The organism is Corynebacterium sp. HMSC062E11, assembly GCF_001811845.1.
Taxonomy (GTDB): domain Bacteria; phylum Actinomycetota; class Actinomycetes; order Mycobacteriales; family Mycobacteriaceae; genus Corynebacterium; species Corynebacterium hesseae.
Genome location: NZ_KV806827.1, coordinates 46,915 through 70,392, shown reverse-complemented (window position 1 = coordinate 70,392; position 23,478 = coordinate 46,915). Strand labels below are relative to the sequence as shown.

At 60.5% G+C, this 23,478-nt stretch carries 24 protein-coding genes; 9 read left to right on the top strand and 15 right to left on the bottom strand.

Translation table 11 applies throughout. The features are described 5' to 3' along the window. Positions 1 to 574: 574 nt before the first annotated feature. From HMPREF2822_RS09960 to HMPREF2822_RS09950, 3 genes are read right to left on the bottom strand one after another with little or no spacing between them, the layout of a single operon-like run. Positions 575 to 1,564 (bottom strand): hypothetical protein, encoded by a 990-nt coding sequence (locus HMPREF2822_RS09960; protein WP_232755671.1) that lies wholly within the window; start codon positions 1,562 to 1,564, stop codon positions 575 to 577. Continuing rightward, on the bottom strand, positions 1,561 to 2,361 hold the full coding sequence (locus tag HMPREF2822_RS09955; protein ID WP_070524232.1) for an ATP-binding cassette domain-containing protein: 801 nt from the start codon (positions 2,359 to 2,361) through the stop codon (positions 1,561 to 1,563). Before HMPREF2822_RS09955 ends, HMPREF2822_RS09960 begins: the two co-directional genes overlap by 4 nt. Continuing rightward, positions 2,358 to 2,732 (bottom strand): GntR family transcriptional regulator, encoded by a 375-nt coding sequence (locus HMPREF2822_RS09950; RefSeq protein WP_010187877.1) that lies wholly within the window; start codon positions 2,730 to 2,732, stop codon positions 2,358 to 2,360. The genes HMPREF2822_RS09955 and HMPREF2822_RS09950 overlap by 4 nt, the downstream gene beginning before the upstream one ends. A gap of 226 nt (positions 2,733 to 2,958) precedes the next feature. Here HMPREF2822_RS09950 and HMPREF2822_RS09945 point away from each other — a divergent pair, with 226 nt between their 5' ends. Beyond that, positions 2,959 to 4,197 (top strand): NYN domain-containing protein, encoded by a 1,239-nt coding sequence (locus HMPREF2822_RS09945; protein WP_070524230.1) that lies wholly within the window; start codon positions 2,959 to 2,961, stop codon positions 4,195 to 4,197. Between the two features lie 113 nt (positions 4,198 to 4,310). Here HMPREF2822_RS09945 and HMPREF2822_RS09940 read toward each other — a convergent pair whose 3' ends face one another. Together HMPREF2822_RS09940 and trxA are read right to left on the bottom strand one after the other, a co-directional pair. Next, positions 4,311 to 5,105, bottom strand: a complete 795-nt coding sequence (locus HMPREF2822_RS09940) for a PspA/IM30 family protein (RefSeq protein WP_070524228.1) — start codon at positions 5,103 to 5,105, stop codon at positions 4,311 to 4,313. A gap of 157 nt (positions 5,106 to 5,262) precedes the next feature. Beyond that, complete coding sequence (trxA, locus tag HMPREF2822_RS09935; protein WP_070524226.1) at positions 5,263 to 5,625, bottom strand: thioredoxin; 363 nt, start codon at positions 5,623 to 5,625, stop codon at positions 5,263 to 5,265. A 147-nt stretch (positions 5,626 to 5,772) separates the two neighbouring features. On the opposite strand from trxA, the gene HMPREF2822_RS09930 reads away from it, so the two are divergent. Genes HMPREF2822_RS09930 through HMPREF2822_RS09915 form a run of 4 tightly spaced genes read left to right on the top strand, consistent with a single transcriptional unit; the run spans position 5,773 to position 9,989 of the window. After that, positions 5,773 to 5,973: a heavy-metal-associated domain-containing protein gene (locus tag HMPREF2822_RS09930; RefSeq protein WP_070524224.1), complete on the top strand. Its 201-nt coding sequence runs from the start codon at positions 5,773 to 5,775 to the stop codon at positions 5,971 to 5,973. A 5-nt stretch (positions 5,974 to 5,978) separates the two neighbouring features. Further along, positions 5,979 to 8,156 carry a heavy metal translocating P-type ATPase gene (locus HMPREF2822_RS09925; RefSeq protein WP_070524222.1) on the top strand — a complete coding sequence of 726 codons (2,178 nt, stop codon included), beginning with the start codon at positions 5,979 to 5,981 and terminating at the stop codon, positions 8,154 to 8,156. A 5-nt stretch (positions 8,157 to 8,161) separates the two neighbouring features. After that, positions 8,162 to 9,496: an MFS transporter gene (locus HMPREF2822_RS09920; RefSeq protein ID WP_070524220.1), complete on the top strand. Its 1,335-nt coding sequence runs from the start codon at positions 8,162 to 8,164 to the stop codon at positions 9,494 to 9,496. A 28-nt stretch (positions 9,497 to 9,524) separates the two neighbouring features. Continuing rightward, the gene (locus HMPREF2822_RS09915; RefSeq protein WP_070524241.1) at positions 9,525 to 9,989 is read left to right on the top strand and encodes a VanZ family protein; all 465 of its coding nucleotides are present in this window, start codon (positions 9,525 to 9,527) and stop codon (positions 9,987 to 9,989) included. 1 nt (position 9,990) lies between these two features. Here the strand turns inward: HMPREF2822_RS09915 and dnaB are convergent, their stop codons facing one another. The 8 genes from dnaB to HMPREF2822_RS13070 form a co-directional block, all read right to left on the bottom strand. After that, positions 9,991 to 11,415, bottom strand: a complete 1,425-nt coding sequence (gene dnaB / locus HMPREF2822_RS09910) for a replicative DNA helicase (protein ID WP_010187892.1) — start codon at positions 11,413 to 11,415, stop codon at positions 9,991 to 9,993. Between the two features lie 641 nt (positions 11,416 to 12,056). Then, complete coding sequence (gene rplI / locus HMPREF2822_RS09905; protein WP_070524218.1) at positions 12,057 to 12,509, bottom strand: 50S ribosomal protein L9; 453 nt, start codon at positions 12,507 to 12,509, stop codon at positions 12,057 to 12,059. Positions 12,510 to 12,555: 46 nt separating this feature from the next. Then, a complete protein-coding gene (locus tag HMPREF2822_RS09900) occupies positions 12,556 to 13,146 on the bottom strand; it encodes a single-stranded DNA-binding protein (RefSeq protein WP_010187897.1) in 591 nt (196 codons plus the stop codon). Between the two features lie 51 nt (positions 13,147 to 13,197). Beyond that, complete coding sequence (rpsF, locus tag HMPREF2822_RS09895; protein WP_180952128.1) at positions 13,198 to 13,488, bottom strand: 30S ribosomal protein S6; 291 nt, start codon at positions 13,486 to 13,488, stop codon at positions 13,198 to 13,200. 149 nt (positions 13,489 to 13,637) lie between these two features. Next, positions 13,638 to 13,820: a hypothetical protein gene (locus HMPREF2822_RS09890; RefSeq protein WP_070524214.1), complete on the bottom strand. Its 183-nt coding sequence runs from the start codon at positions 13,818 to 13,820 to the stop codon at positions 13,638 to 13,640. After that, on the bottom strand, positions 13,817 to 15,208 hold the full coding sequence (locus HMPREF2822_RS09885) for a glycosyltransferase family 87 protein (RefSeq protein WP_070524212.1): 1,392 nt from the start codon (positions 15,206 to 15,208) through the stop codon (positions 13,817 to 13,819). The genes HMPREF2822_RS09890 and HMPREF2822_RS09885 overlap by 4 nt, the downstream gene beginning before the upstream one ends. 26 nt (positions 15,209 to 15,234) lie before the next feature. Continuing rightward, positions 15,235 to 17,460, bottom strand: a complete 2,226-nt coding sequence (locus tag HMPREF2822_RS09880; RefSeq protein WP_070524209.1) for a transglycosylase domain-containing protein — start codon at positions 17,458 to 17,460, stop codon at positions 15,235 to 15,237. A gap of 76 nt (positions 17,461 to 17,536) precedes the next feature. Then, positions 17,537 to 17,896: a DUF5318 family protein gene (locus HMPREF2822_RS13070; protein WP_070644730.1), complete on the bottom strand. Its 360-nt coding sequence runs from the start codon at positions 17,894 to 17,896 to the stop codon at positions 17,537 to 17,539. Positions 17,897 to 18,066: 170 nt separating this feature from the next. Between HMPREF2822_RS13070 and HMPREF2822_RS09875 the strand changes: the two genes are divergently transcribed. From HMPREF2822_RS09875 to HMPREF2822_RS09865, 3 genes are all read left to right on the top strand, one after another. Next, positions 18,067 to 18,546: a MarR family winged helix-turn-helix transcriptional regulator gene (locus HMPREF2822_RS09875; RefSeq protein ID WP_070524207.1), complete on the top strand. Its 480-nt coding sequence runs from the start codon at positions 18,067 to 18,069 to the stop codon at positions 18,544 to 18,546. Positions 18,547 to 18,629: 83 nt separating this feature from the next. Continuing rightward, complete coding sequence (locus HMPREF2822_RS09870) at positions 18,630 to 19,613, top strand: universal stress protein (RefSeq protein ID WP_070524206.1); 984 nt, start codon at positions 18,630 to 18,632, stop codon at positions 19,611 to 19,613. Positions 19,614 to 19,624: 11 nt separating this feature from the next. Further along, the gene (locus HMPREF2822_RS09865; protein ID WP_070524204.1) at positions 19,625 to 20,107 is read left to right on the top strand and encodes a hypothetical protein; all 483 of its coding nucleotides are present in this window, start codon (positions 19,625 to 19,627) and stop codon (positions 20,105 to 20,107) included. Here the strand turns inward: HMPREF2822_RS09865 and HMPREF2822_RS09860 are convergent. Continuing rightward, the gene (locus tag HMPREF2822_RS09860; RefSeq protein ID WP_070524202.1) at positions 20,104 to 21,033 is read right to left on the bottom strand and encodes an oxygen-dependent tRNA uridine(34) hydroxylase TrhO; all 930 of its coding nucleotides are present in this window, start codon (positions 21,031 to 21,033) and stop codon (positions 20,104 to 20,106) included. The genes HMPREF2822_RS09865 and HMPREF2822_RS09860 overlap by 4 nt on opposite strands. Before the next feature lie 53 nt (positions 21,034 to 21,086). After that, complete coding sequence (locus HMPREF2822_RS09855) at positions 21,087 to 22,583, bottom strand: DUF1846 domain-containing protein (RefSeq protein ID WP_070524200.1); 1,497 nt, start codon at positions 22,581 to 22,583, stop codon at positions 21,087 to 21,089. Positions 22,584 to 22,660: 77 nt separating this feature from the next. On the opposite strand from HMPREF2822_RS09855, the gene HMPREF2822_RS09850 reads away from it, so the two are divergent. Beyond that, positions 22,661 to 23,476: an Fpg/Nei family DNA glycosylase gene (locus HMPREF2822_RS09850; protein ID WP_070524198.1), complete on the top strand. Its 816-nt coding sequence runs from the start codon at positions 22,661 to 22,663 to the stop codon at positions 23,474 to 23,476. Positions 23,477 to 23,478: the final 2 nt, after the last annotated feature.

The window sequence follows — 23,478 nt, the reverse complement described above, 5'->3', positions numbered from 1 at the left end:
AAAAGGCCGTGAAAAGCCCAAACCTAGACAAACAGACAAACCAAACCGTGCACCGCACGGACTGGCTATCCAAAAATTACATAAAGAAAAAATCCTTCAACCAACCCCCAACCCGACGGGGATATACAAGGAGGCTGGCCCAGTCAGAAGATTTTAAACAATACGCCCAAACAACTTATGTTATTTACAATGACGCCGCTAAAGGAAAAGCGCCATCCGGCATACACCAACCGTGATACGCATACGGCGTATCACAGCCACAATGAATAAAATCAACCAACACAAAAAGTACATTGGCACACTATTGAGTTCTCAAACATCGTCACCACACAGCCATACGGAACGCCTTTGGCGGTACGCAGTACTGCGAGTACAGAAACTATTTGTTGTCAGGGCCTGTTTTCCTACCGCCTCTCTCCAAGAACCTCAGTTCCTGTGGGGCGCTGTCGGTCGCGCTGACTCACATAAAGTTACACACGGCCTTGAAAAAACACAAATATGCACTTCAATGAAGGTTTTTACCCCTTCTTGAAGTGCACAAAGACAACCTTTTAACGCAGACATTGGATGGCGCTCAGCGTGCCCCAAACCAGCCCATGAGGCCCGGGCTAAACACGTTGGTCTTTTTTGCCATCCGGGGATACGCGGCAACCCACACGACGTAGATGATTGCCATCCCTGTGAGCGTCCACCCCATCGCAACGCTGGGATTGATAAGCCACGCTATGAACAGTACGGCGATTGCTCCCGCTAGCGCAGTTGTGTAAAGCCACGTCAGTTTGTCGGTAATGGCGAAAGCTAAAAGTAGTGACGTTGTAGCAAGACACACGATGGTGAACCCGGCTGGATTGCCGGTCCACATCATCGCTACCAGATCGGCCACGAGCGATAGGACCACGGGGATTGCCGTGCACAGCACAGTGGTCTTGGCCCAAGCACCGCGCGGCAGCCCAAAGGCCACTGCATCTTTGAGTGAGCTGCGGATTGAATCAGCAACTAGCGGCAGGACAATCAACGTAACAATGACACCTACGATGCCCACGCCGGTATCCCACAGCTTGCTCACCACGATGTTTATCGCAGTTGCGATGGCTATACCGAATGCAGCCCACATCCACGCGCGAGCTTGAGGGCGCAACACAATCTGGGAGACCGGGGACGCTGAGAACCAGCCCGTCGAAGAATCACCATCGCTGCCTACGATGAGGGAGCTCGCGGTCAGTCGTGATGGCTCAAAGCGTTTCGTCATGCACACCACCCACATGAGCACCGGGGCGATGAGGACCCACCATGGAAACGCGAAGGGTGCGCTAACCAGAATGAGAAAGAGCGTCAGGGAAGCATTGATGCGCCGGTGCCCATTCCACACCTGGGTGCTCAACCCAAAGGTCAGATAGCGCGTGAAGTCAGGCTGCGAAAGGTAAACCATAAGGACCATAAAGAGTGAGTAGCCAATGGCCCACCCTTGCCCACGGCCCATTCCCAGCACCGGAAGGATGACAATCCACAAGGCGTAGAAGAAGCTGTTCCAGCTCAGCGCCATATGCCTATAGAGCTTCATCATGCCTCCCCTAATGCCAGAACTGCCTGCTCAAGGGATACCTCGGTGGCACGCAGCCCCATTTCTTGGGCCATGTCGAAGACGTTGGCGGTGTGGTTGGGGCGAGCGTCGACAAGCGCGCGGTCTGCTACGGCTGAGGTTTCGCGCTCAAGCACTGGGAGCTGCAGGCGCCCCAGCGCGCGATCGAGGGTTTCGGCAGAGCCAGTGAGCTGGACGACGCCCTCAATGAACTCATCGATGGGACCGGACAGCGGGTTCTCCCCCATCAGCGCCACGGTATCGAGCAAACCAGACAGCTCGTTGAGGTGATGGGTGGAGACGATAATGGTGCGGCCGTGCTCTTCACGCAAGACGTCGTAGAATACCTCCCGCTTGGCGGCGTCGAGGCCGAGATAGGGTTCGTCGAGAAGCATGTATGGCACCCCCGAGGCCACCGCAACAATGAAGCTCGCTGCGGACTTCTGCCCGCGGGAAAGGCCCGAGTAATTCTTCATTGGAAGCTCGAAGCGCTCGACCAGCTCCTCAGCGCGCGCTGTGCTCCACGTGGGCCAGCGCAGGCTTGCCACGGTGAAGATCTTCTTCACGTTCCAACCTTCAGGCAGTGGGTTATCTATGCCCATGAGGACAACCTTGTTGAGGACTTTTTCATTGTCGTAGGGCTTGTCGCCGTCGACTTTGATGCCGGAGCCGCCGAGCTGGCCAGCAATCTTGCGCAGCAAGGTGGTCTTGCCAATGCCGTTGGGGCCGACGAGGCCGTGCGTGAGGCCGTCGTCGAAGGTGAAGTGCGGGGTAGAAATCATGAGTAGAGTCCTCGACTTTCTGCGACAAGGTCGATGAGGTCATGGAGTTGCTGGCGGGTGTAGCCCAGGTGCACGGCTTCGTCGATGAGCGGTGCGGCGTATTCAGCCGCAAAGTCTTGGCGACGCCGCGCCCGGATAAGGTCTGCGGCACCAGAGGTGACGAACATGCCGATACCTCGGCGTTTTTCGAGGATTCCGAGATCCACGAGGAGGGTCAGGCCCTTGCGGGCAGTGGCGGGGTTGATGCTGTGGAAAGCGGCGAGCTCATTCGTGGACGGTGCCTGGGCGCCCTCGGCGAGAGTGCCCTCAATGATGGCGTCCTCGATGAGTACCGCTATCTGACGAAAGAGTGGCTGCGCGGAGTTATCCATGCAGTCTCCCTAGTTGGTTGGTTACTCATGTAACTAACCATATAACCTGCCCTGCAACCTCCGCAAGACTTGCGGCAAACACGTTTATTACCTGGGAATTTCCCCAAGGTTATCGACGTTTTGTGACTAATGGGGCACACTGGATGACACCAGCCTTAAGCTGGAGACCTCACGAAAGTGATCATAGAAAAATTAGTTAGAAACGATAGAACGGAATTTAGGAGCCATGCTTGAACGAACACTTGTCTTCGTTGACACGTCATACCTACTGGCCAGCTTTTATAACTCTTGGGAGACGGGGGCCCGCGCCCAGCTAGAGATTGATTTACCCGAAGTAGTCAGCTCCCTCGGTTCCATGATTGAGAACCAAGTAGGCAACCCCATCCACCGCCAATACTGGTACGACGGAATCCCCGATACCGGCCCCCACCGTTACCAGCGAGCGCTGCGGGTCTGCGATGGCGTCCAATTGCGCACCGGTCAACTCATCGAATGGGGCGAACGGCGAACCCAGAAAGCCGTGGACACCCGCCTCGTCGCCGATATGATCGTTTCCGCCATGAAGGGCCAAGTCACGGATTTCGTCTTGGTCTCCGGCGACGCAGACATGATTCCCGGGGTCCAGGAAGCCGTGAACAACGGTGTGCGCGTGCACCTTTATGGCTTCGGTTGGGACTCCATGTCTTCAGCTCTGCGCCATGCCTGCGACTCCACCACGATCCTCGATCCGCGGGAGGACTTCGCCGACGCGATGGAGCTCGAGGTCCTTGAAGGCCCGCTGCCGCCGACCATCCGCGAGCCCCAGAGCACCGGAGAAGGAAGCGAAGACGCTAGCGATTCCGCCACCGAGGACGCCCCAGAGTGCGACGAACCTACCGAAGCACAAGCTGCCTTCCCCTCTGCGCCAAAGCCTGGGCCGGCAACACCTTCCGCCGCGGCGCAAGACGTGGCTGCCACCGCCTCGCACCCAGACTCGGCAGCACCGAGCGCCCCCGCCGACGAAGAGGAGCCCGCCCCCTGCGGCGAACAAGCCACAAAGCCCAGCGCCGCGGATCAGAAGCCCGCGGACGCAGAAGAGGAAACGGGCTCCGAAGCCCCGAAGCCTGCCCCCAAACCGGCCGCGCCCAAGCCGTCGATGATGGCGCCGCGCCGCAAGCTGCGCTCGAAGTATGTTCCCCTCCCCGAGGAAGTGTGGAGCTCCGCCGGCTTCCAGTCCCCCTTTGACGTGGGGCAGCAATATGCCTCGTGGTGGTTCGACAACGCCGCGAGCGCCGATCAGCGCGACCAAGCCCATCTCCTTTCCGGCGGCGGTCTGCCGCCGGAGATCGACCGTCCGCTGCTACAGTTCGCCTGCGAGACTCTGCACGAGTACACGCTCACCGAAACCCAGCGCGTGAACCTCCGCGATGGCTTCCACTCCGGCATCCGCGGCGTGCTTATCAATATCCGCCGCCAGGGCAGCTAGACCGTCGAGGCGCACAGGGACCTTAATAAAGGGACCTTCTGGAGCGCGGGGTGGTGAAATCCCCTGGCCGCAGAATGCGGCCTGCTCCAGAAGGCCCCTTTTCGCGCTGGCTACTACTTATCCTCAGCGTCCTTGGCTTCGGCGCCGGCCTCGAGCTCCTCTATGGTCTTGGAGGATGAGCCTTCCAGCTCCTTGTTCTTGGCCATCTCAGCGCGGATCTCATCCAAGCGGGACATAGCGGCCATATCGTGTCCCGCCGCCGAAATCTCCTGAATCCGGCTACCACCAGCTGCCTGGTGCAGCTCCTGGGCGCCGAGCGCATCAGCGTAGCGCTTCTCAATCTTGGCGCGTACCGAATCCATCGTAGGCGTCGAGTCATCCGGCTTGAGCTCATTCATGGAGTCCAGAGCCTCAGCGTTCTTCTCCTGCATCGCCGCCTGATCGGCTTGGGACAGCAACTGGTCCACCTGCGCGAGCTGCTCCTTCAGTCGGGCCTCCGACTGCTGTTGCTGGGCCTTTGCCTGCTCCGCCGCTTGCGCGGCAGCCTCGTGCTGGGACTTCAGATTCGCCAGCTCATTTTCTACGGCGACCAGCTGGCTCGCCACAACCTCCGCTGCCTGGTTGTACTCGGCGGCCTTCTGCGGATCCTCGGAAGCGTCCGCCAACTCCAAGGCCCGGCGCGTCTGATCCTGGTAGTCCTTCTGAGTTTTCACTAGGCGGTTGAGCTGCATTTCCAGCTGGGTTTTGCGGCCGATAATCTCCGCTGCGTGCTCGGAAATCTGGCGGTGCTGTTCCTTTGCACCTTCCACGGCCTGCTGGATTTGAACCTTGGGATCAGCGTTCTCATCGATCTTCTGATCGAAAGAAGCCATCACATACTTCCAACCTTTGCTGAATGGGTTTGCCATTGCGCTCACTCCTTAGTGGTTCCTGCAGCAGTAATCAATGCAGCGCTCGTTAGTGCTTTATATGTAAAGACGCTTTCCTGCGAGTGTAGCGATACTCACAGGAAAGCGCGCACAGCGGTCTATCTCGACCGCCTTATAGACGAACTATCCGGAATTATTAGGCCTGCTGGCTCTCCACCTGGGCGCGGACCTCATCCATATCGAGAGCCTTGACCTGGCTAATGAGATCTTCCAGGGCTGCCGGCGGCAATGCACCCGACTCGCGGAAAACCAAGATGCCGTCACGGAAAACCATCAACGTCGGGATGGAGTTAATTTGCAGCTTCGCAGCCAGCTCCTCGTTTGCCTCGGTATCCAACTTGGCAAAGGTGGCATCAGGGTGCTCCTCGGATGCCTTCTCAAAGACCGGGCCGAAGCGCTTGCACGGACCGCACCATTCCGCCCAGGCATCCACGAGGGTGATGCCATCGCCGGAGATGGTCTCCTGGAACGTCTCTTCAGTGATGTCAATCGTTGCCATGTCTCTTCCTATCTGTTTCGGGGAACTTTGTAGGTTCTTTCAACTCTCAACGGTACACAAGGCTCAATTATTCCTTGCACCTATACCCCTAGGGGGTATACGCTCAACGGTGTATCTACCCACTACTTAAGGAGTCTGATCACGACCATGAGCACCACCACCTACACCGTTAACGGCATGACCTGCGGCCACTGCGAACTCTCCGTGAAGGAAGAGATCTCGGAGATCAAGGGCGTCACCGACGTCACCGCTGACCACACCACCGGCGCCGTCACCGTGACTGGTGAGGGCTTTAGCGATGACCAGGTCGCCGCCGCCATCACCGAAGCCGGCTACGAGTTGGCCTAAGCATCATGACCACCAGCCTCACTCTCGGTATCACCGGGATGACCTGCACCTCCTGCTCATCCCGGGTGGAACGCAAGCTCAACAAGCTCGACAACGTCGAAGCCACGGTCAACTTCGCCACGGAATCTGCCTCCGTAAGCTATGACCCAGCGACGACGACCCCCGCCGATCTCATCGACGTCGTCGAAGGCGCGGGCTACGGGGCTTTTGCGGTGGACGATGAGGGGGAGGCGTCGGCAAGCACGGCGGACACCGCCCGCGAGGGTGAGGCTTCCGACATCCTGCAGCGCACGCTCGTCTCTGCGACGCTCTCGCTGCCCGTGATGCTCCTCTCCATGGTCCCGGCCCTCCAATTCCAGAACTGGCAATGGGCCTGCCTGGTACTCACAACGCTCGTCTACGTCATCGGAGGCGCGCCCTTCCACCGCGCCACGTGGGCCAACCTGAAGCACGGCGCCGCCACGATGGACACGCTCATCACGCTGGGCACCACCGCCGCCTTTGGCTGGTCGCTCTACGCGCTCTTCTTCGGCAACGCCGGCATGCCCGGCATGACCATGCATATGACGCTGCGTTCCAATGACGCGCAGATGGACCACATTTACCTCGAATCAGTGGGGATGGTCATTACGTTCCTGCTGCTTGGGCGCTGGTTTGAGCTCAAGGCTAAAGGGCGCTCTTCCGAGGCGCTCACCACGCTGCTGACTATGGGGGCTAAAGAAGCCACCGTGCTTCGCGACGGCACCGAAACCCGTATTCCTGCCAGTGATCTCCATGTAGACGATGTTTTTGTGGTTCGCCCCGGTGAGAAGATCGCCACCGATGGCGTGGTCTTCACCGGCCATTCAGCCGTGGACGAATCCCTGCTCACCGGCGAATCGTTACCGGTTGAGGTTTCACCCGGCAGCACGGTGACGGGCGCAACCATCAACGCCTCCGGGCGGCTTGAGGTGCGCGCCACTCGCGTCGGCGCCGACACCGTCCTTGCCCAGATGGGCGCGCTCGTCACCGCAGCCCAGACCTCGAAGGCCCCGGTGCAGCGCCTCGCCGACCGAATCGCCGCTGTCTTCGTTCCCATCGTCATCGGCATCGCTATCCTCGCGCTCGTGGCTCACCTGTGGGTCGGCGGAGTTGCCCCGGCCTTCGTGGCCGCCGTCTCCGTCCTCATCATTGCGTGCCCTTGCGCCATGGGCTTGGCGACGCCCACCGCAATCCTCGTGGGCACCGGGCGCGGCGCCGAACTGGGAATCCTCATCAAGGGCCCGGAGATTTTGGAATCGACCCGCCAGATCGACACCATCGTTCTAGATAAGACGGGCACCATCACCGAAGGCCAGATGTCAGTAGCGGCGGTTCAGGCCACTGCGGGGCACTCAGAGCAGAAGGTTCTCCGTCTTGCTGCCGCCGCGGAGCAGGGCTCCGAGCACCCCATCGCGCGGGCCATCCGCGCGGCTTACGACGGCGACATCCCTGCAGCCGAGGACTACCGCGAGCTGCCAGGCCAAGGGATCGAAGCGACCGTCGACGGCGCGCGCGTGCGGGTGGGACGCCCACCCGCGGGCTACGACGGCACTGGGACGCAGGTCGGCGTCTACGTGGCGGATGACGTGGTGGGAACCATCGAGCTACAGGACCGCGTTAAGGAGTCCGCAGCCGCCGCCATCTCCGCCCTCCAGGATCTCGGCCTCACACCCCATCTGCTCACGGGCGACAACGCAGGTGCAGCACACGCAGTGGCGCGAGCCGTTGGCATTGATGAAGCCAACGTGACAGCAGAGGTGATGCCCTCTGACAAGGTGGACGCTGTAGCCCAGCTTCAGCAGCAAGGAAAGACCGTGGCCATGGTGGGCGATGGCGTGAACGACGCCGCGGCACTCGCACAGGCGGACCTCGGCATCGCGATGGGTGCTGGGGCCGATGTCGCCATCGAGGCCTCCGATATCACGGTAATGAATAACGACCTACGTTCCGTCGCCGATGCCGTACGCCTGGCGCGGGCCACCCTGCGCATCATCAAGGGCAACCTATTTTGGGCCTTCGCCTATAATATTATTCTTCTACCTGTTGCCGCTTTTGGCCTGCTCAACCCCCTTTTCGCGGGTATAGCCATGGCGTTGAGTTCGGTTTTTGTTGTCAGTAATTCTTTGCGCCTGAAAAGCTTTCACTCCGCAGAGTATGCTTAGCCTGCATGAATCGTCTTGATCATCGCTCTATCTCTCGCACGGAGAGGCTCGACCGCCTTCCCGTCACCGGCAAACACAAACGTCTTCTCTTCGGCTCCGGCATTGGCTGGGCGCTCGACGCCATGGACGTGGGCCTCATCTCCTTCATCATGGCCGCTCTGGCCGTGCACTGGGGAATCACGCCGACCCAATCCTCGTGGCTGGCGTCCGTGGGCTTCATCGGCATGGCCTTGGGCGCTACCTTCGGCGGCCTCTTGGCCGATAAGTTTGGCCGCCGCCACGTCTTTGCCTTGACCCTGTTGGTCTATGGCCTCGCCACGGGTGCCTCCGCCCTGGCGACGGGCCTCACGCTTCTCATCGTCCTGCGCTTCTTCATCGGTCTCGGCCTGGGCGCCGAACTGCCGGTGGCCTCCACGTTGATTTCCGAGTTCGCCCCACTCAAGGTCCGCGGGCGCATGGTGGTCTTGCTGGAGGCCTTCTGGGCGGTGGGCTGGATCCTGGCCGCGGTAGTTGGAACGTTTGTTGTGGGGGCGTCGGAAAGCGGCTGGCGCTGGGCGCTCGCGCTCGGCATGGTCCCCGCCCTTTATGCACTTTTCGTACGCCTCCACCTGCCGGAATCGGTGCGCTTCCTAGAGTCGAAAGGCCGCCACGAGGAGGCAGAGGAGATCGTCGCCTCCTTTGAGGCAGAGGTGGACTCGACGGACATCGACCGCACGACCCCGGCACCGACCTACTCCGAGGAAGACGTCACCGCCGCCAGCATCTGGTCGCCGTCCCTGCGCGGGCGCACTCTCGCGTTGTGGACCATCTGGTTCTGCGTCAACCTGTCCTACTATGGCGCCTTCATCTGGATTCCTTCGCTGCTGGTCGCCGACGGATTCTCCCTGGTGAAGTCCTTCAGCTTCACGCTCATTATCACCCTGGCCCAGCTGCCCGGCTACGCCGCCGCGGCCTGGCTCATCGAAGTATGGGGGCGCCGCACCACGCTGGCTGCCTTCCTCGTGGGCTCCGCGCTTTCCGCAGGTCTCTATGGCTTTGCCAGCACTGAGGCCACGATCATCCTGGCCGGTTGTTTGCTGTCCTTCTTCAACTTGGGCGCGTGGGGTGCTTTGTACGCCATCGGTCCCGAGCTCTATCCCACCGCGCTGCGCGGGCGCGGTACGGGTGCTGCCGCCGGCTTCGGCAGGCTCGCATCCATCCTGGCGCCGCTCATCGTTCCGCCGCTCATCGCGGTGGCAGGAACGGGCTGGCTCTTCGTCCTCTTCGCGGCCGCCTTCGGCACCGCTGCTGTCGCGGCGCTGACCCTGCCAGAATTCAAGGGTAAGACCCTTGCTCAATAGGGTCGCCCTTGGCGCGTGGGTCGCGGTCATGGTTGCGCTGACTACGCTGAAGTCCTTCTTTCAGATTGGCTACCTCTGGAAGCCGGAGAACCAGCGTGTCCGCGATCTGCGCTTGGTGCCGCTCGATGAATTTTCCGGTGGCACGTGGTTTGGCCCGCTCTTTGAGTACGCGGGCAATACCGCTTTCTTCATTCCCTTCGGAATGCTCGTCTTCAGCATGTGCCGTTCACTCAAGGCCACGGCCGCGTGGGGCTTCGCGCTGAGCCTGGCGCTGGAGACAGCACAGTACGCCTTCGCCCTGGGACGCACCGATATCGATGACCTCATCTTCAATACGCTCGGCGCGCTGATCGGCGCGGCATTCGCCCGGCTGTGTGGCGAACGCTTCTTCCCCGTGTGGCGGTGGCTCGCACTCGCCGCAGCAGCCGTCTTCCTAGTCTTAGTCATTCTCGGCCCACGGTTGGGTGACCCCAACGCCGTGGTGGACCTGTGATTTAACCGTGCGCCATGTTGACGAACTTGGAGTAGTGCAGCTGGTGCGCCACCTTCACCGTGTCGATCGGGCCGCCACGGTGCTTGGCCAAGATGATGTCCGCCTCACCGGCGCGGGGATCATCGCGGTCCTGTGAGTCCGGGCGATACAGGAGCATAACCATGTCGGCGTCCTGCTCGAGCGAGCCGGATTCACGCAGATCCGCCAGCTGTGGCTTCTTATCGGTACGGGACTCTGGGCCACGGTTTAGCTGGGAAATCGCGATGAGCGGGACCTCGAGCTCCTTGGCCAGCAGCTTGAGCTGGCGCGAAAACTCTGAGACCTCTTGCTGGCGGGATTCCACCTTCTTGCCTGAGGACATCAACTGCATGTAGTCCAGCACGATGAGATCAAGACCGTGCTGCTGTTTGAGACGGCGGGCTTTCGAACGAATCTCCATCATGGTGAGGTTCGGGGAATCATCGATGAACAGGGGCGCATCCTGGATGCGGTTGAGGGTGTCATCGATCTTTGCCCAGTCCTCAGTCGATACGCGCCCGCCGCGCATATCCGACAGCTTCACTTCCGCCTCCGCAGACAGCAAGCGCATGACGATCTCTGAGGCGGACATCTCCAAGGAGAACACCACGGAAGTCTTGTTGTGCTGCAGAGATGCCGAGCGCATGAAGTCCATGGCGAGCGTTGACTTGCCCACGCCGGGGCGGGCGGCGACGATAATCATCTGGCCGGCGCGCAAGCCATTGGTCAGGTTATCCAAGTCGATGAACCCGGTGGGCACGCCCGATTCCACACCGTTTTGCTGCAGGGCGGCGAGTTCGTCGATAGTGGGATCGATAAGATCGCTCAGTGCCCGGTAGTCCTCGGTGGTCTTCTTCTGTGCCACCGCGAAGACTTCCTGCTGGGCGCGGTCCAGAACCGATTCGATCTCCATGTCCTCGGAACCTTGGAAGCCGAGCTGGACAACTCTGGTTCCGGCGTCGACCAGCTTGCGCAGCACCGCCTTTTCCGCCACGATCTCCGCGTAGTAGCGAGCGTTGGCGGCAGTCGGCACCGTGGCCAGCAGGGTGTGCAGATAGGGCGCGCCGCCGACCCGCTCGAGGTTGTTGTAGCGATCGAGCCGAGCTGCCACGATCACCGCATCAATATCGGTGCCCGCGGCATAGAGGTCAATCATGGCCTGATAGATGAGCGTGTGCGCGGGGTAGTAAAAATCCTCCGGCTCTAGCTCTTCAATGACCTCCATCACCGTGTTCGGGCTCAAGAGCATAGCGCCAAGAACGCCCTGCTCCGCTTCCCGGTCCGCGGGTGGCTGGCGGAATTCGCCGTAACGCTTCGGCTCCTCCTGACGGTAGGAGCGGCGGGGTTCCTCCTCTACCGGTTCAGGCGGCGGTGGAACCTGATCGTCATCAAAACTGGCATTAGTCATTGTCCATCAATCCCACCGTTCATCGATCCCACCCTGACCGCCCCTGAAAATCTCAGCTTCTATCCGCGCCGGACGGCCAGGCTTTAAGGCAGTGCCAAGCGGCAACCGCGCGTAGTACACAACAGTGTAGCCGAGGCAATGGACACTGCCCCTTGGGCATAACTCCCACAGTTATCCACAGATCCCTGTGGAATTACCAGCTCAGCGGACGAAAACTCCGCAAAGCACGAGGTCAGTCCTGTGGATAACTCTGCAAGCTTGTGACCAGCACAGATAATTACCGCAGGTCAGAGCCTGTTTTTCGAGGTGTGAATATACGCACAAAACCCGTGAAAAAGTAGGGTCTTCAACCCGAAATAGGCGCTACCTGCGGGTTAACAAAAGGCGGCGTGAGTAAACTCACTGTAAACTGCACACAGGTTTATCCACAGGTTCCGCGAGTTATCCACATGCCCTGCTTGGGGACGATCCGCCATCCCACATGCCTAGAAAACGGCTCAAGGCCGTGCACCTTCCACCACCTCACATAGTGGGAGGAGCACGGCCTTAAACCTTGCTGTTGTCTGTGGGTCACTTACCTGCGTACCATCCCGCGCCTCACACGCGGCTGGACGGAGGGTGACCGTCGTGCGCCTTAGTTCTTAGGCAGCGACGACCGAGAAGTTCACCTTGCCGATAACGTCAGCGTGCAGCTTCAGCTCGACTTGGTAGTTGCCGGTCTTCTTGACCAGGCCCTTGGGAAGCACAACGATGCGCTTGTCCAGCTTCGGGCCGCCAGCGGCGGCAACGGCCTTCACGATGTCCTCTGCGGACACGGAGCCAAAGAGCTTGCCGGACTCGGAGGTCTTCACGGGGACGTTGACGTCCTTGAGCTCCTCCAGCTGGGTACGGATCTCGCGTGCATGGTCCAGGTCGCGGATTGCGCGAGCTTCCTGGGCGCGCTTGATGCCCTCGATCTGCTTCTCAGCACCGCGGGTGGCAACGATTGCCAGGCCGCGCGGAAGCAGGTAGTTACGTCCGTAGCCGTCCTTAACCTCTACAATTTCGCCGGGGGCGCCGAGGTTCTCAACGGCAGCGGTGAGGATCAGCTTCATGATCCCTGCCTTTCAATTGAGTTAAATGAATACTTGCGTGACAGTCTTAGAACGGGGGTTCTGCATCCGCACCACCGAAGCTTCCCGCTTGGGGTGCCGAATTCCACGGATCGTTGCTCGGAGCCGACTGCTGGGACTGCTGCGGGGCAGAAGACTGGGACTGGTTTCCAGAGAAACCACCCTGGTTTCCGGAGAAACCGCCTTGGTTGCCGCCGCCGTAGTTAGCGCCACCCTGCTGCTGGCCGCCGCCATAGTTTCCGCCACCGTTACCGGACTTGCGGTTTACCTGAGCGGTTGCATAACGCAGGGACGGGCCGACCTCATCGACCTCGATCTCAAAGACAGTACGGTTCTCGCCCTCACGAGTCTGGTAAGAGCGCTGACGCAAACGGCCAGTAACAATAACGCGCATGCCCTTGGTCAGGGTCTCCGCAACGTTTTCTGCGGCTTGGCGCCACACGTTGCAGGTGAGGAACATGGCCTCGCCATCCTCCCACTGGGAAGTCTGCTGATTATAGCGACGCGGGGTGGAGGCAACACGGAAATTTGCCACTGCGGCACCCGCCGGGGTGAAGCGCAGTTCCGGGTCGGCGACAATGTTGCCAACGACCGTGATATTGGTATCTCCCTGAGCCATGTCTTTACTCCTTAATATCGGTTACGTGGATTGCTCGAAACCCAGTATCCGCTATTTGCTGTCGGTGCGCAGAACCTTGGTACGCAGAATGGAGTCGTTCAGGTTCAGACGGCGATCGAGCTCGAGAACGGAGTGGGATTCGCACTCCAGATCCACGACTGCGTAGATGCCCTCTTCCTTCTTGTTGATCGGGTATGCAAGACGGCGCTTGCCCCACACGTCAACCTTTTCGACTTTGCCGCCATCCTTGCGGATTGCTTCGAGGAACTTGTCTAGGGACGGGGTTACGGTGCGCTCATCCTGATTGGGATCCAGAATGATCATGACTTCGTAGTGACGCACGGACCTCATCACCTCCTATGGTCTAGTAATTGGTATCGGCCATATCACCTTTGCGGATATGGCAGGAGGGTCTGTTGCGTCAAGCAACCCTCACACAGTACCGCACTGACCGGCGGAAAAGGAAATCCCTTGTCTCCTCGGCCGCCCCCCTAGTGAGTCGCCGCGACAAAGATTGCCGAACTCGCCGGTATCACCGTGAGGAAAAGCAGAGCCAGCAACCCCAGCATGATGGGCCAGGTTCGGTCTTCAGAACGCTGAAACAGGTAATAGGCGCCCAATACGCACAAGAAACCTATCGTGATGGAGATGATGCCCACGATTGTTATGGTCATCGCGCAAAGTCCCCCGCCAGTGGATCCCTGCCCCCGTGCGCGGCACGGACCTTGTCTTCCGACTTGCCCCACATCTGACGGATGATGAGCACGCCGATGGCGATGATGAAACCATCCCGGGTGATCACCGCGATGTCCAGCATCTCGTGCGGCAGGCCCTTGTTCTCCGAGCCGAGCATGTGCCAGGTGAGGATGGGCCAGAGGAGGGCGTCGGCAAGCGCCCAGCTAAAGATGAGGCGCCACCGTGGCAGCGCCAAGAGCGCCGGGACAATGAGCCACAGCGAGTATTGCGGCGACCACACCTTATTGAAGATAAGGAAGGCCATGATGATGAGGTAGATCATCTCAGCCACCCGCGGCGCACGCGGGGTTTTAAGCCCCATGATGGCGATTGCCGCGCAGCACGCCAGGAAGGCCACGAGGGAGAAGGTATTAACGAATTCGTTTTCAAGGTCGACTCCCCCAATTCGGCTCAGGAGCGCATAGATCGTGGTCCAATCCAACCCACGCTCTTGGTTGAGCCGGAAGAATTCGCGCCAAGCTTCGGGGTAGGCCACCGCCACGGGAAGGTTCACCACGAGCCACGTCACAATGGTTGCCACGAACATCTTGATGAAAGGTGCCCAGCGCTTGTTGCGGATGGCCAGCACCAGAAAGGCACCCAGAATAAACAGGGGCCACAGCTTAAAGGCCGTGCCAAGCCCAATGAGAATGCCGGCGAGCCAGTTCTTGCCCTTGGTCACCGCAAGCAGAGCGCCGACCATGAACGCCACCGACGGGATGTCCCAATTGGTAAAGGCATGCATGACCACGAGGGGGCTAGCTGCCATGAGGACGGTGTCCCACGCCCGGTTACCCGTGAGCTGGAAAACCATAACCACGGTGCCTACCCACACGAGGGACATGATGAGCGCGGTCAACCCGAAGTACCAACTGACATCGGCAATCCCAATCCACTCGACGGCCGGGTAGGTGGTGCGCGCCAGCCAAGCGACGGCGCCCTGGAACATACCCGCCAATACGGGGTACTCCATGTAGCGCGTGATATCCCCCTCAACCCAGGAATAGGCGTAGGGGAAGCCCGGCTGGTCTAGTCCACGGCCCCCATAGAGCGGGATGATGTCGTTGTAACAGAAGGACGCGTACTGGCGGTTGCCAGCCCAGTTCAGGCTGATGAGGCCATCCTCACCCCGGGTGCTAACCGCACAGTTGGCCTTACTCAAGAACCCAAACGCCAGGAATGTCCACGCCAGCGTGATGATCACTCGCAGTGGAGTCCACCACCCGGAGTGGGCCGAGCGAGCAAAACGCCCCGTCGACCCGCCCAGGGCGTCGACGGCGCCGCGGGCCATCGACTCAGAAGAGAGAGGGACTAGCTGAGAAGTCATGTGTTGGCTCACCAGGGATCAGTCTCCTATTGGCCAAGTAGTTGGTCGAGGCCATCTCCATTGAGAATCTCATCCAGCGAGGGGACCTCAGGGTCGGCGGGCTGAGCCGGTTGCTCAGGCTGGGCCGGCTGCGCCGGGGCATCACCATGCCCCTCCTCATGGTGTTGGCCTTCCTCTGGTTTTGCCTCGCCCTCGCCCTCAGCGGCTTCGCCCTCCGGGCTTGCCGGGGTCTGGTCCCACGTCGTGGTCTGGCTCGGGTCATAGACATAGCCCGAACCCCAGCTGCCGACGCCGTAGTTGATCGGATAGGCCTGCGGGAAGGTCTGCTGCTCAGCATTAGCCAGAGAGGTGTCCAAGATGGACTTCCAGATCTTCGTCGGCGAGTTGGAGCCGTACATGATGCCGCCCCACTGATTAAAGATTGCGGAGGTGTTGTCGGCCGTGCCTACCCACACTGCTGTAGCCAGCTGCGGCGTGGAACCGACCATCCACGCATCCTTGTTCTGGCCCGTATCGCCCAGCTGCGTCGTACCAGTCTTGGAGGCAGACGGGCGTCCGCCAGCTAGCGCACCATTGGACCATGCGGCAATTGGCTGCATCGCGGAGATCACGTTGTTGGCCACGTTGGCGGAGACACGGCGCTCACCGCCGTCGGTCGGGTTCTCATAAAGAACCTCGCCGTTCGCGTTTTCAACCTTCTGCACGAAGTGCGGTTGGTGCCACACACCCTGGTTGGTCAAGGTAGCCATTGCCGTCGCCATGTCGAGCGGGCGCGATTGGTACTGACCCAGCACGATGCCTTCGTACGGCGCACCGCCGTTCTCTGTCAGGGTCTTTTCAATCCCCGGCAGGCTGCGCGCAACGCCCAATGCGTGCGCCATGTCTGCGGTGTCCTGCATCTTGTTTTCCAGGTCGTCCTGGAGGCGCAAGAAGGAGGTGTTATAGGAATTCTTCAGCGCCTCGGCGATGCTGCAGCTGCCACATCCGCCGCCCACGTTGGTCACGATCTGCGATCCGGGCAGCTGGTAGGGCGCCGAGGAGTAATAGGTATTGAGATCGATGCCCTGCTGGAGGGCTGCTGCCAACGCCATGATCTTGAAGACCGAACCGGTCTGCAGCGGGGAGTTGGCGTAATCCCAACCATTGGCATCATCCCCGCCGAAGTAACCGCGCACTGCACCCGTAGCTGGGTCGATGGTCACGGCTGCAGCACGGGCGTCCTCCTGCAGCACCGCAAGCTGCTCGTGGGCCGCGTCTGTCGACGCGTTTTGCACAGTCATGTCAATGGTGGTGGTCACCTTGAGGCCACCAGTGGCCAGCTGATCCTCAGTGATGCCCACACGGGACAGCTCATCGATGACCTGGTTCTTGATGTGGCCGTAAGCGCCGGGCGCCTCGGTGTAGGCGGAGTATTCGCTTGGATCACGGGTCTCCGGGAAAGCCATCTGGGAACGCTCAGCCGCATCCAGATCGCCCATCTCAACCAGGCCGTCCATGACGTAGTTCCAGCGGTTCTGCGAGCGTTCCTCATCCACCCACGGATCCAAGACCGATGGAGACTGGATGAGGCCGGCGAGCATGGCACCTTCCTCCACGGTGAGGTCCTTGGCGTCCTTATTGAAGTAGGCATTGGAGGCAGCCTCGATGCCGTAGGCATTGCGGCCGAAGTACACGGTGTTGAGGTAGGCGTTCAGGATGTCCTCTTTGGCCCACTCATTGGTCATCTTCACCGAGTAGATGAGCTCACGGATCTTGCGGACGTAGGAGTATTCGTCACCCACCAGAGTGTTCTTCACGTATTGCTGGGTGATGGTGGAACCACCACCGGCGGTGCTATCACCCGTGAGCTTGCCCAAGACGGCGCGGCCCAGACCAGTGAAGGAAAAGCCCGAGTTCGTCCAGAACTCACGGTCCTCGGCGGCGAGGACCGAGTCCTCTACGTAATCCGGGATCTCATCCAACGTCACCTGACGGCGGTTGCCTTCCGGTGGAACGAGCTTGGCCAGCTGAGTTTCACCATCGCCGGCGACGATGGTGGAGATCTGGCTCGGCTGCAGCTCCTTGGGCCCGGGGACGTCGTATTGCGTATACGCGTAGCCGAAGAGCAGGGCAGGAATGCCCACTAGTACAAACAAAACAGCCAGCACGATCCACGGCCAGCGGCGCTTGCGGCCGGACGAACGCTGAGCGCTCTGTGAGGTGCTCTTCCTGCGATTACCTGACTTTCGCCCGGAGGTTTCCTTTTCGGTCACTGATCCGTGTCCTCATCAATCCTGTACAGAAACTGTAAATACATGCAGCTTACCGGCGTGAACTGGGAAGCCAAAACTACCCTAGAGCATAGACCGTGGCAGCTCGAAGCAGATGATTCCAGCGGCACGCCGGACACACTTCCACAAAATGCACGGTAAATTCCAGCCCTTCTGCGGCCATGTCCGCAATTTCCGCAGCGCTCCGCGCACTTCCCGCCCGGCGTTTTAAAGCATCTCCATAAACCCAACGGGTCAGCCGCATGTCTGATTCACACACCGGGCACGGCTTGCGCATGTCGACGCCATGGTGTTCCGCCGCCGCGCGAAGGAGAAAGTCGGCATCACATAGCTCTTCCCGCGTCACCTTTCCCGCGCGAAGCTCACGCAGATGCTGTGCACGCTCCCATTCATAAGAGACTTCGTTGCGGTAGGCCACTTCTAGCCTTGTCTTTGCAGACTCTGCCTTTGACGGAGAATTCACGCCGGACAGTGTAGTGCCGGCGGCGTCAACAATCTAGACCCTTTCATAGTACTTCGCGGTGCGAAACCAAATTTTTTAATCGGCTAACTACCGCTCCGTGGGATTACTAGCTACACTTATTTTCCATGAGTGAAGAAACTATCGAATCCCCGATCCCTTACGAGGATGCCCTGGAAGTCGCCCGCCAGATCCAGCCCGCGCTCAACAAACTCATGCTCATTTTCCAGCGCACGACAGAGGGCACATCCCTCACCACGTCGCAGGTCTCCATCATGAACCAGCTGCGCATGCGCGGCCCTTCGCGCGTGAGCACCATCGCCCAGGCAGAGCTCATCCGGATGCCTACCGCCTCCAATGCGCTGTACCAATTGGAACGCCAAGGTTTCGTGGAACGCCACCGCGACGAGAAGGACCGCCGCGGTGTGCTCGTCGCCCTTACCCAGCTCGGTGAATCCGAGCTGACCATCGTCTCTCGCCAGCGTGCGGCGGCTTTGGCAGAGATCCTGCGTTGGCTCGATCCGGACGACATCAAGGATGCCAACTCCCTGGTTAACCTGATCTCCAAGCTGGCCGATGTCTACCGGCCAATCATGGAAGGAAAATAGACCAAAAGCGCCGGTAGAGCGGATTTTTATTTTAAGGCGTGAAGGGCCGATAATGAATAAAACGACCCCGAACCTTTTGATGAATGGCTAAGAATTCTTCACACCCCGCGGAGGGACAGTGCTCCCCAGACGCCACGGTCCCTCCGCTCCGCGTCCTTGTTTCGTGGAGCCCCAGCTCCACCGGCACGGAAGCTATCGAGTTTGCCGCGTGGATCGCGCGTTCCACGCCCGTTCAGATCCGCGTGGTATCTACTATTTCGCAACCACTCACCGTGACGTCGCTCAGCAAGCTCACCGGTTCCTATAAAAAGTGGTTCAAGAAGGAGCGCGCCGCCTGCGAGCGGGCCGTCAAACAGGCGTTGAACGCGGCTGGGGTAGACAAGTCCCAGCTCGATAAGAACGTCTCCGTTCTCATCGCAGGGCCCTCGCGCCCGCAGCTCTTGGAGGAGGCGGCCAAGGAATTCAACGCAAGCGTCATCCTCCTCGGCGCAAACCAATCCGCACCCAAGGGCCGTTTCTTCTCCGGCTCTACCGCCGATGCGCTTTTGCACTATGCGCCGCTCCCAGTGGGCTTGACTCCGCGCGGCATCAAGCTGTCTAAGCACGGCATCACCCGCATTAATTTTGCTTTCACCGATCTTGGCAGCGCCGATGATCCCGCTCTCATGCACGCGGCCTGCATTGCGCAGCGCGGCGGTATCCCCCTGCGCATCCTGGCGTTTTCAGCCAAGGGGCTTGTCGACGTCCCCCTCGAATACTCCCCCACCTTTCCTTCCGATGCGCCCAATTGGCGCGAGCACTCGCTCTCGCTGTTGGACCGGGCACACGATTTCATCGCGGATGCCTACCCCGAGCTTTCGGTCACGACGGCCATCGGCAGCGGCCATGGCTGGTCCGGCGCGGTGGACTCGCTGAAGTGGAAGAAGGGCGACCTCCTCTGCTTAGGCTCCGACCCCATGGGCCCCATCGAGCGCGTCTTCATCGGCAGCACCGCCACCGAGCTGCTCCCGCATCTGGGCGTGCCCGTGCTGGTCTGCCCCAGCACCTACACCGCCGAAGCGCGTTAGACTGGCAGACCATGGCAGCCGAGCACCCCGAAAACGATCTCACGTCCGACGCGGACTATACGAACCTGCCTCGCCCCGAGCCCCGCACATTTGACGAGCTTGCCGACGAACCCGATCCCCTCGCCGTCGCCGAAGCCAACCGCCGCTCCTCGCGCCAAGCGCTGTGGTTTATGGTCGCCATCCTTACCGGCTCAGTGCTGTATGCGCTCCTCCTCGCGGGGATCTTTAAAGTCGCCGGAACCACGACTGACTGCCTCCGCGCCGAGTACGCCGCCTGGCTTTGCACGAGGACCCAGCGCACGGTGTTCGCCACGACGACGCTAATCATCCCCTTCATCGGCATGATCGGCTGCGCCGTCATCATGGTGCGCAAGCTCAAGGCCTATGTGCGCTGGCGCGGTTGGATGGCCATCTTCTGGGTCATGGCCGGCAACTTCATGATCTGGTGCATCAACGATATCCAGATCCTGCTCGCCCCGGTTATCGAAAACTAGCTCTGCGCCTGGGCAGCTGCCACCTCGGCGCAATCCGGCCGGCCGCAGTGCTGTGTTTCCACATGCTGAATGCAGTCATCGCAGATGAGCACCTGCTTACGGCACGTGTCCTCGTTGATGCAGTTATGGAACGTGTTGGTTCCCGCCCCGCAATGCACGCAGTGGCCCAGCTGAATGAAGCCCGGATCCTCTAGGCCCTGGCCAAACTCGTGGTGCATGCGCTTATCAAAGACGTACATCGAGCCTTCCCACAGGCCATCGTTGCCGTACTTTTCGCCGTAGCGCACAATGCCGCCGTCGATTTGATAGACCTCGTTGAAGCCTCTGTTCTTCATCAGCGCTGAGAGGATTTCGCAACGGATGCCGCCCGTGCAGTAGGAGACCACGGGCTTGTCCTTCATCCAGTCATATTTTCCGGACTCGATTTCGGCGATGAAGTCATGCGTCGTGCGCACGTCCGGCACCACGGCATTCTTAAACTTGCCGATTTCCGCCTCCATGGCATTGCGTCCGTCGAAGAAGACGACCTCCTCGCCGCGCTCTTCTACTAGCTTGTTGACCTCTTCGGGTTTGAGGTGAACGCCGCCGCCGATGACGCCATTCTCATCCACCTTGAGCTCACCCGGCGCGCCGAAGGCCACGATCTCATCGCGCACCTTAACCGAGAGGCGCGGGAAATCCTCCGCACCGCCTTCGGACCACTTGAACTCCATCTTCTTGAAGCCCGGGTACTCGCGGGTTTCGCGCACGTAGCGCTTGCAGGCCTCCATGTCCCCGCCCACGGTGCCGTTGATGCCGTGCTCCGAAATGAGGATGCGGCCCTTCAGCCCGAGCTTCTCGCAGAGGTTACGCTGCCACAGCATGATCGCGGTGGGGTCCTCAATGGGAGTAAAGCAGTAGTAGAGGAGAATCTTGCCAATAGTCACGCCCGCAAGTCTAGGCCTGCTAATGGCAAGATCCCCAATTTTTCGGTGGAGTCTCAGCGCTTCTGGTACAGCGCGCTCTTGCGGGCAAAGACCGGATCGGAGGTCACCAGGACACCTAGGTTGCGGAAGATGCCCTCATCCACGGAACCCAAGATGGTGGTGGTGTGGACATCGCAGCCCTCGAGTTCCTTCAGTGCGTCGAGCGCGCGGCGGGCGTTCTCGTCCTTGGCCGCGGAGACAGAGAGTGCGATGAGCACCTCGTCGGTGTGCAGGCGCGGGTTCTGCGAACCCAGATGCTTGGTCTTCAGCGTCTGGATCGGCTCGATGGATTCCGGCGAGAGCAGGTGCAGGTCATCGTCGATGCCCGCCAGGTGCTTGAGCGCATTGAGCAAGGTGGCCGCCGAGCAGCCCAGAAGTGGGGAGGTGCGGCCGGTGATGATGGTGCCGTCGTGAAGCTGCAGCGCGGACGCCGGGCCGTCGGTCTCCTCCGCCTTCTGACGCGCCGGGAGCACCACCGGGCGGTCGGTGGACTTGATGCCGGCCTTCGCCATGACCACGGCGGCACGCTCGGACTGCGTGGAGTCGAGGCCGTTGCGGGCCTCCTCCACCAAAGTCTTGAAATAGCGGCGGATGATTTCCTGCCGGGAGGCCTCGCGGCAGACCTCGTCGTCGGTGATGCAGAAGCCCACCATGTTCACGCCCATGTCCGTCGGGGACTGGTAGGGAACGGTGCCGGTCAGGCGCTCAAGCAGGGACTTCAGCAGCGGGAAGGCCTCGACGTCGCGGTTGTAGTTCACCGTGGACTCGCCGTGCGCGGAGAGGTGGAAGTGGTCGATGACGTTGGCGTCGTTAAGGTCCACCGTGGCTGCCTCGTATGCCAGGTTCACCGGGTGGTCGAGCGGCAGGTTCCAGATGGGGAAGGTCTCAAACTTGGCGTAGCCCGCCTGCACGCCGCGCACGTTCTCGTGGTAGACCTGCGATAGTGCGGTAGCCAACTTACCGGAGCCCGGCCCCGGCGCGGTGACCACCACGAGGTCACGGGTGGTCTCCACGTAGTCGTTCTTGCCCAACCCCTCCTCGGAGACGATGAGGTCGATGTTGGCGGGGTAGCCCGGGATGACGCGGTGGCGCGCCACCGTCAGCCCCAGGCGCTCGAGGCGCTCGATGAAGGCCTCCGCCTGGCTGTTGCCGTCCTCGAGCTGCGTCATGACGATGTTATTGACAAGGAAGCCGCGGCCCCGGAAGACGTCGACAAGCCGCAGCACATCGTCTTCGTAGAGGATCCCCAGGTCACCGCGCATCTTTTGGCGCTCGATGTCCTTGGCGTTGATGCAGACGAGGATTTCTACGTCATCTTTGATGCGCTCGAGCATCGCAATCTTGTTATCCGGGGTGAAACCGGGCAGCACGCGGGAGGCATGCATGTCATCGAAAAGCTTGCCACCCATTTCCAGGTAAAGCTTCCCACCGATTTCTTTGCGTCGAGCGTTGATGTGCTCCGACTGCAGCTCAATGTATTTTTCACGGTCAAAACCGATTGCGCGCCCCATAGTATTTAGGCCCTTCCGTTCAACGGGTAGTACCCGGAAAGTCTACAGCAGCACTGCCCCCGCGTAGACTTCCTGACATGCCTGAGGGACACGTTATTCACCGCCTTGCTCGGACACTCAATGCGGACTTTCGCGGCGCGCCGCTGGCTGTGAGCAGCCCCCAGGGCAGGTTTGCTGCGGAGGCCGCGCTTGTCGACGCCTCACCCCTCTCCCTCGCCGAAGCCTTTGGCAAGCACCTCTTCCTCCACTTCGATGCGGATAACCCGCGCCACGTGATTTACATCCATTTGGGGCTCATTGGGTCCCTGCGCTTTGAGCCTTCCGCTGATGTGTGGGGGCAAATCCGGCTGCGCATCGATAACGGAACGATGGCCGCGAACCTGCGCGGCCCGCAGTTCTGCACGCTCATTACGGAGGAGGAATACCAGGCCAAGGTGGCGAAGGTGGGCCAGGATCCGCTCCGCACAGATGCCGACTCTGATGCGCTGTGGGCCCGCGTGCATGCCTCGCGGCGCAGCATCGGCTCGATGCTCATGGACCAAGGACTCTTCGCCGGGGTGGGCAATATCTACCGCGCAGAAGCCCTATTCCGGCAAGAACTCTCCCCCTTCATCCCGGGCAACCAGCTCGACCGCGCGGAGTTCGATGCCATCTGGTCTGACCTGGTCGATCTCATGGACTACGGCGTGGAGCACGGCCGCATCGACACGGTTCGCCCCGCGCACACACCGGAGGCCATGGGCCGCGAGCCGCGCAAGGATGACCACGGCGGCGAGGTCTACGTCTACCGCCGCGCCGGGCTGCCGTGCCATGTGTGCGGCACCGAGATCCGGGAGCAGGTCATGCAGGGCCGCAACCTCTTTTGGTGCCCCACCTGCCAACCCGCGCGCTAGGG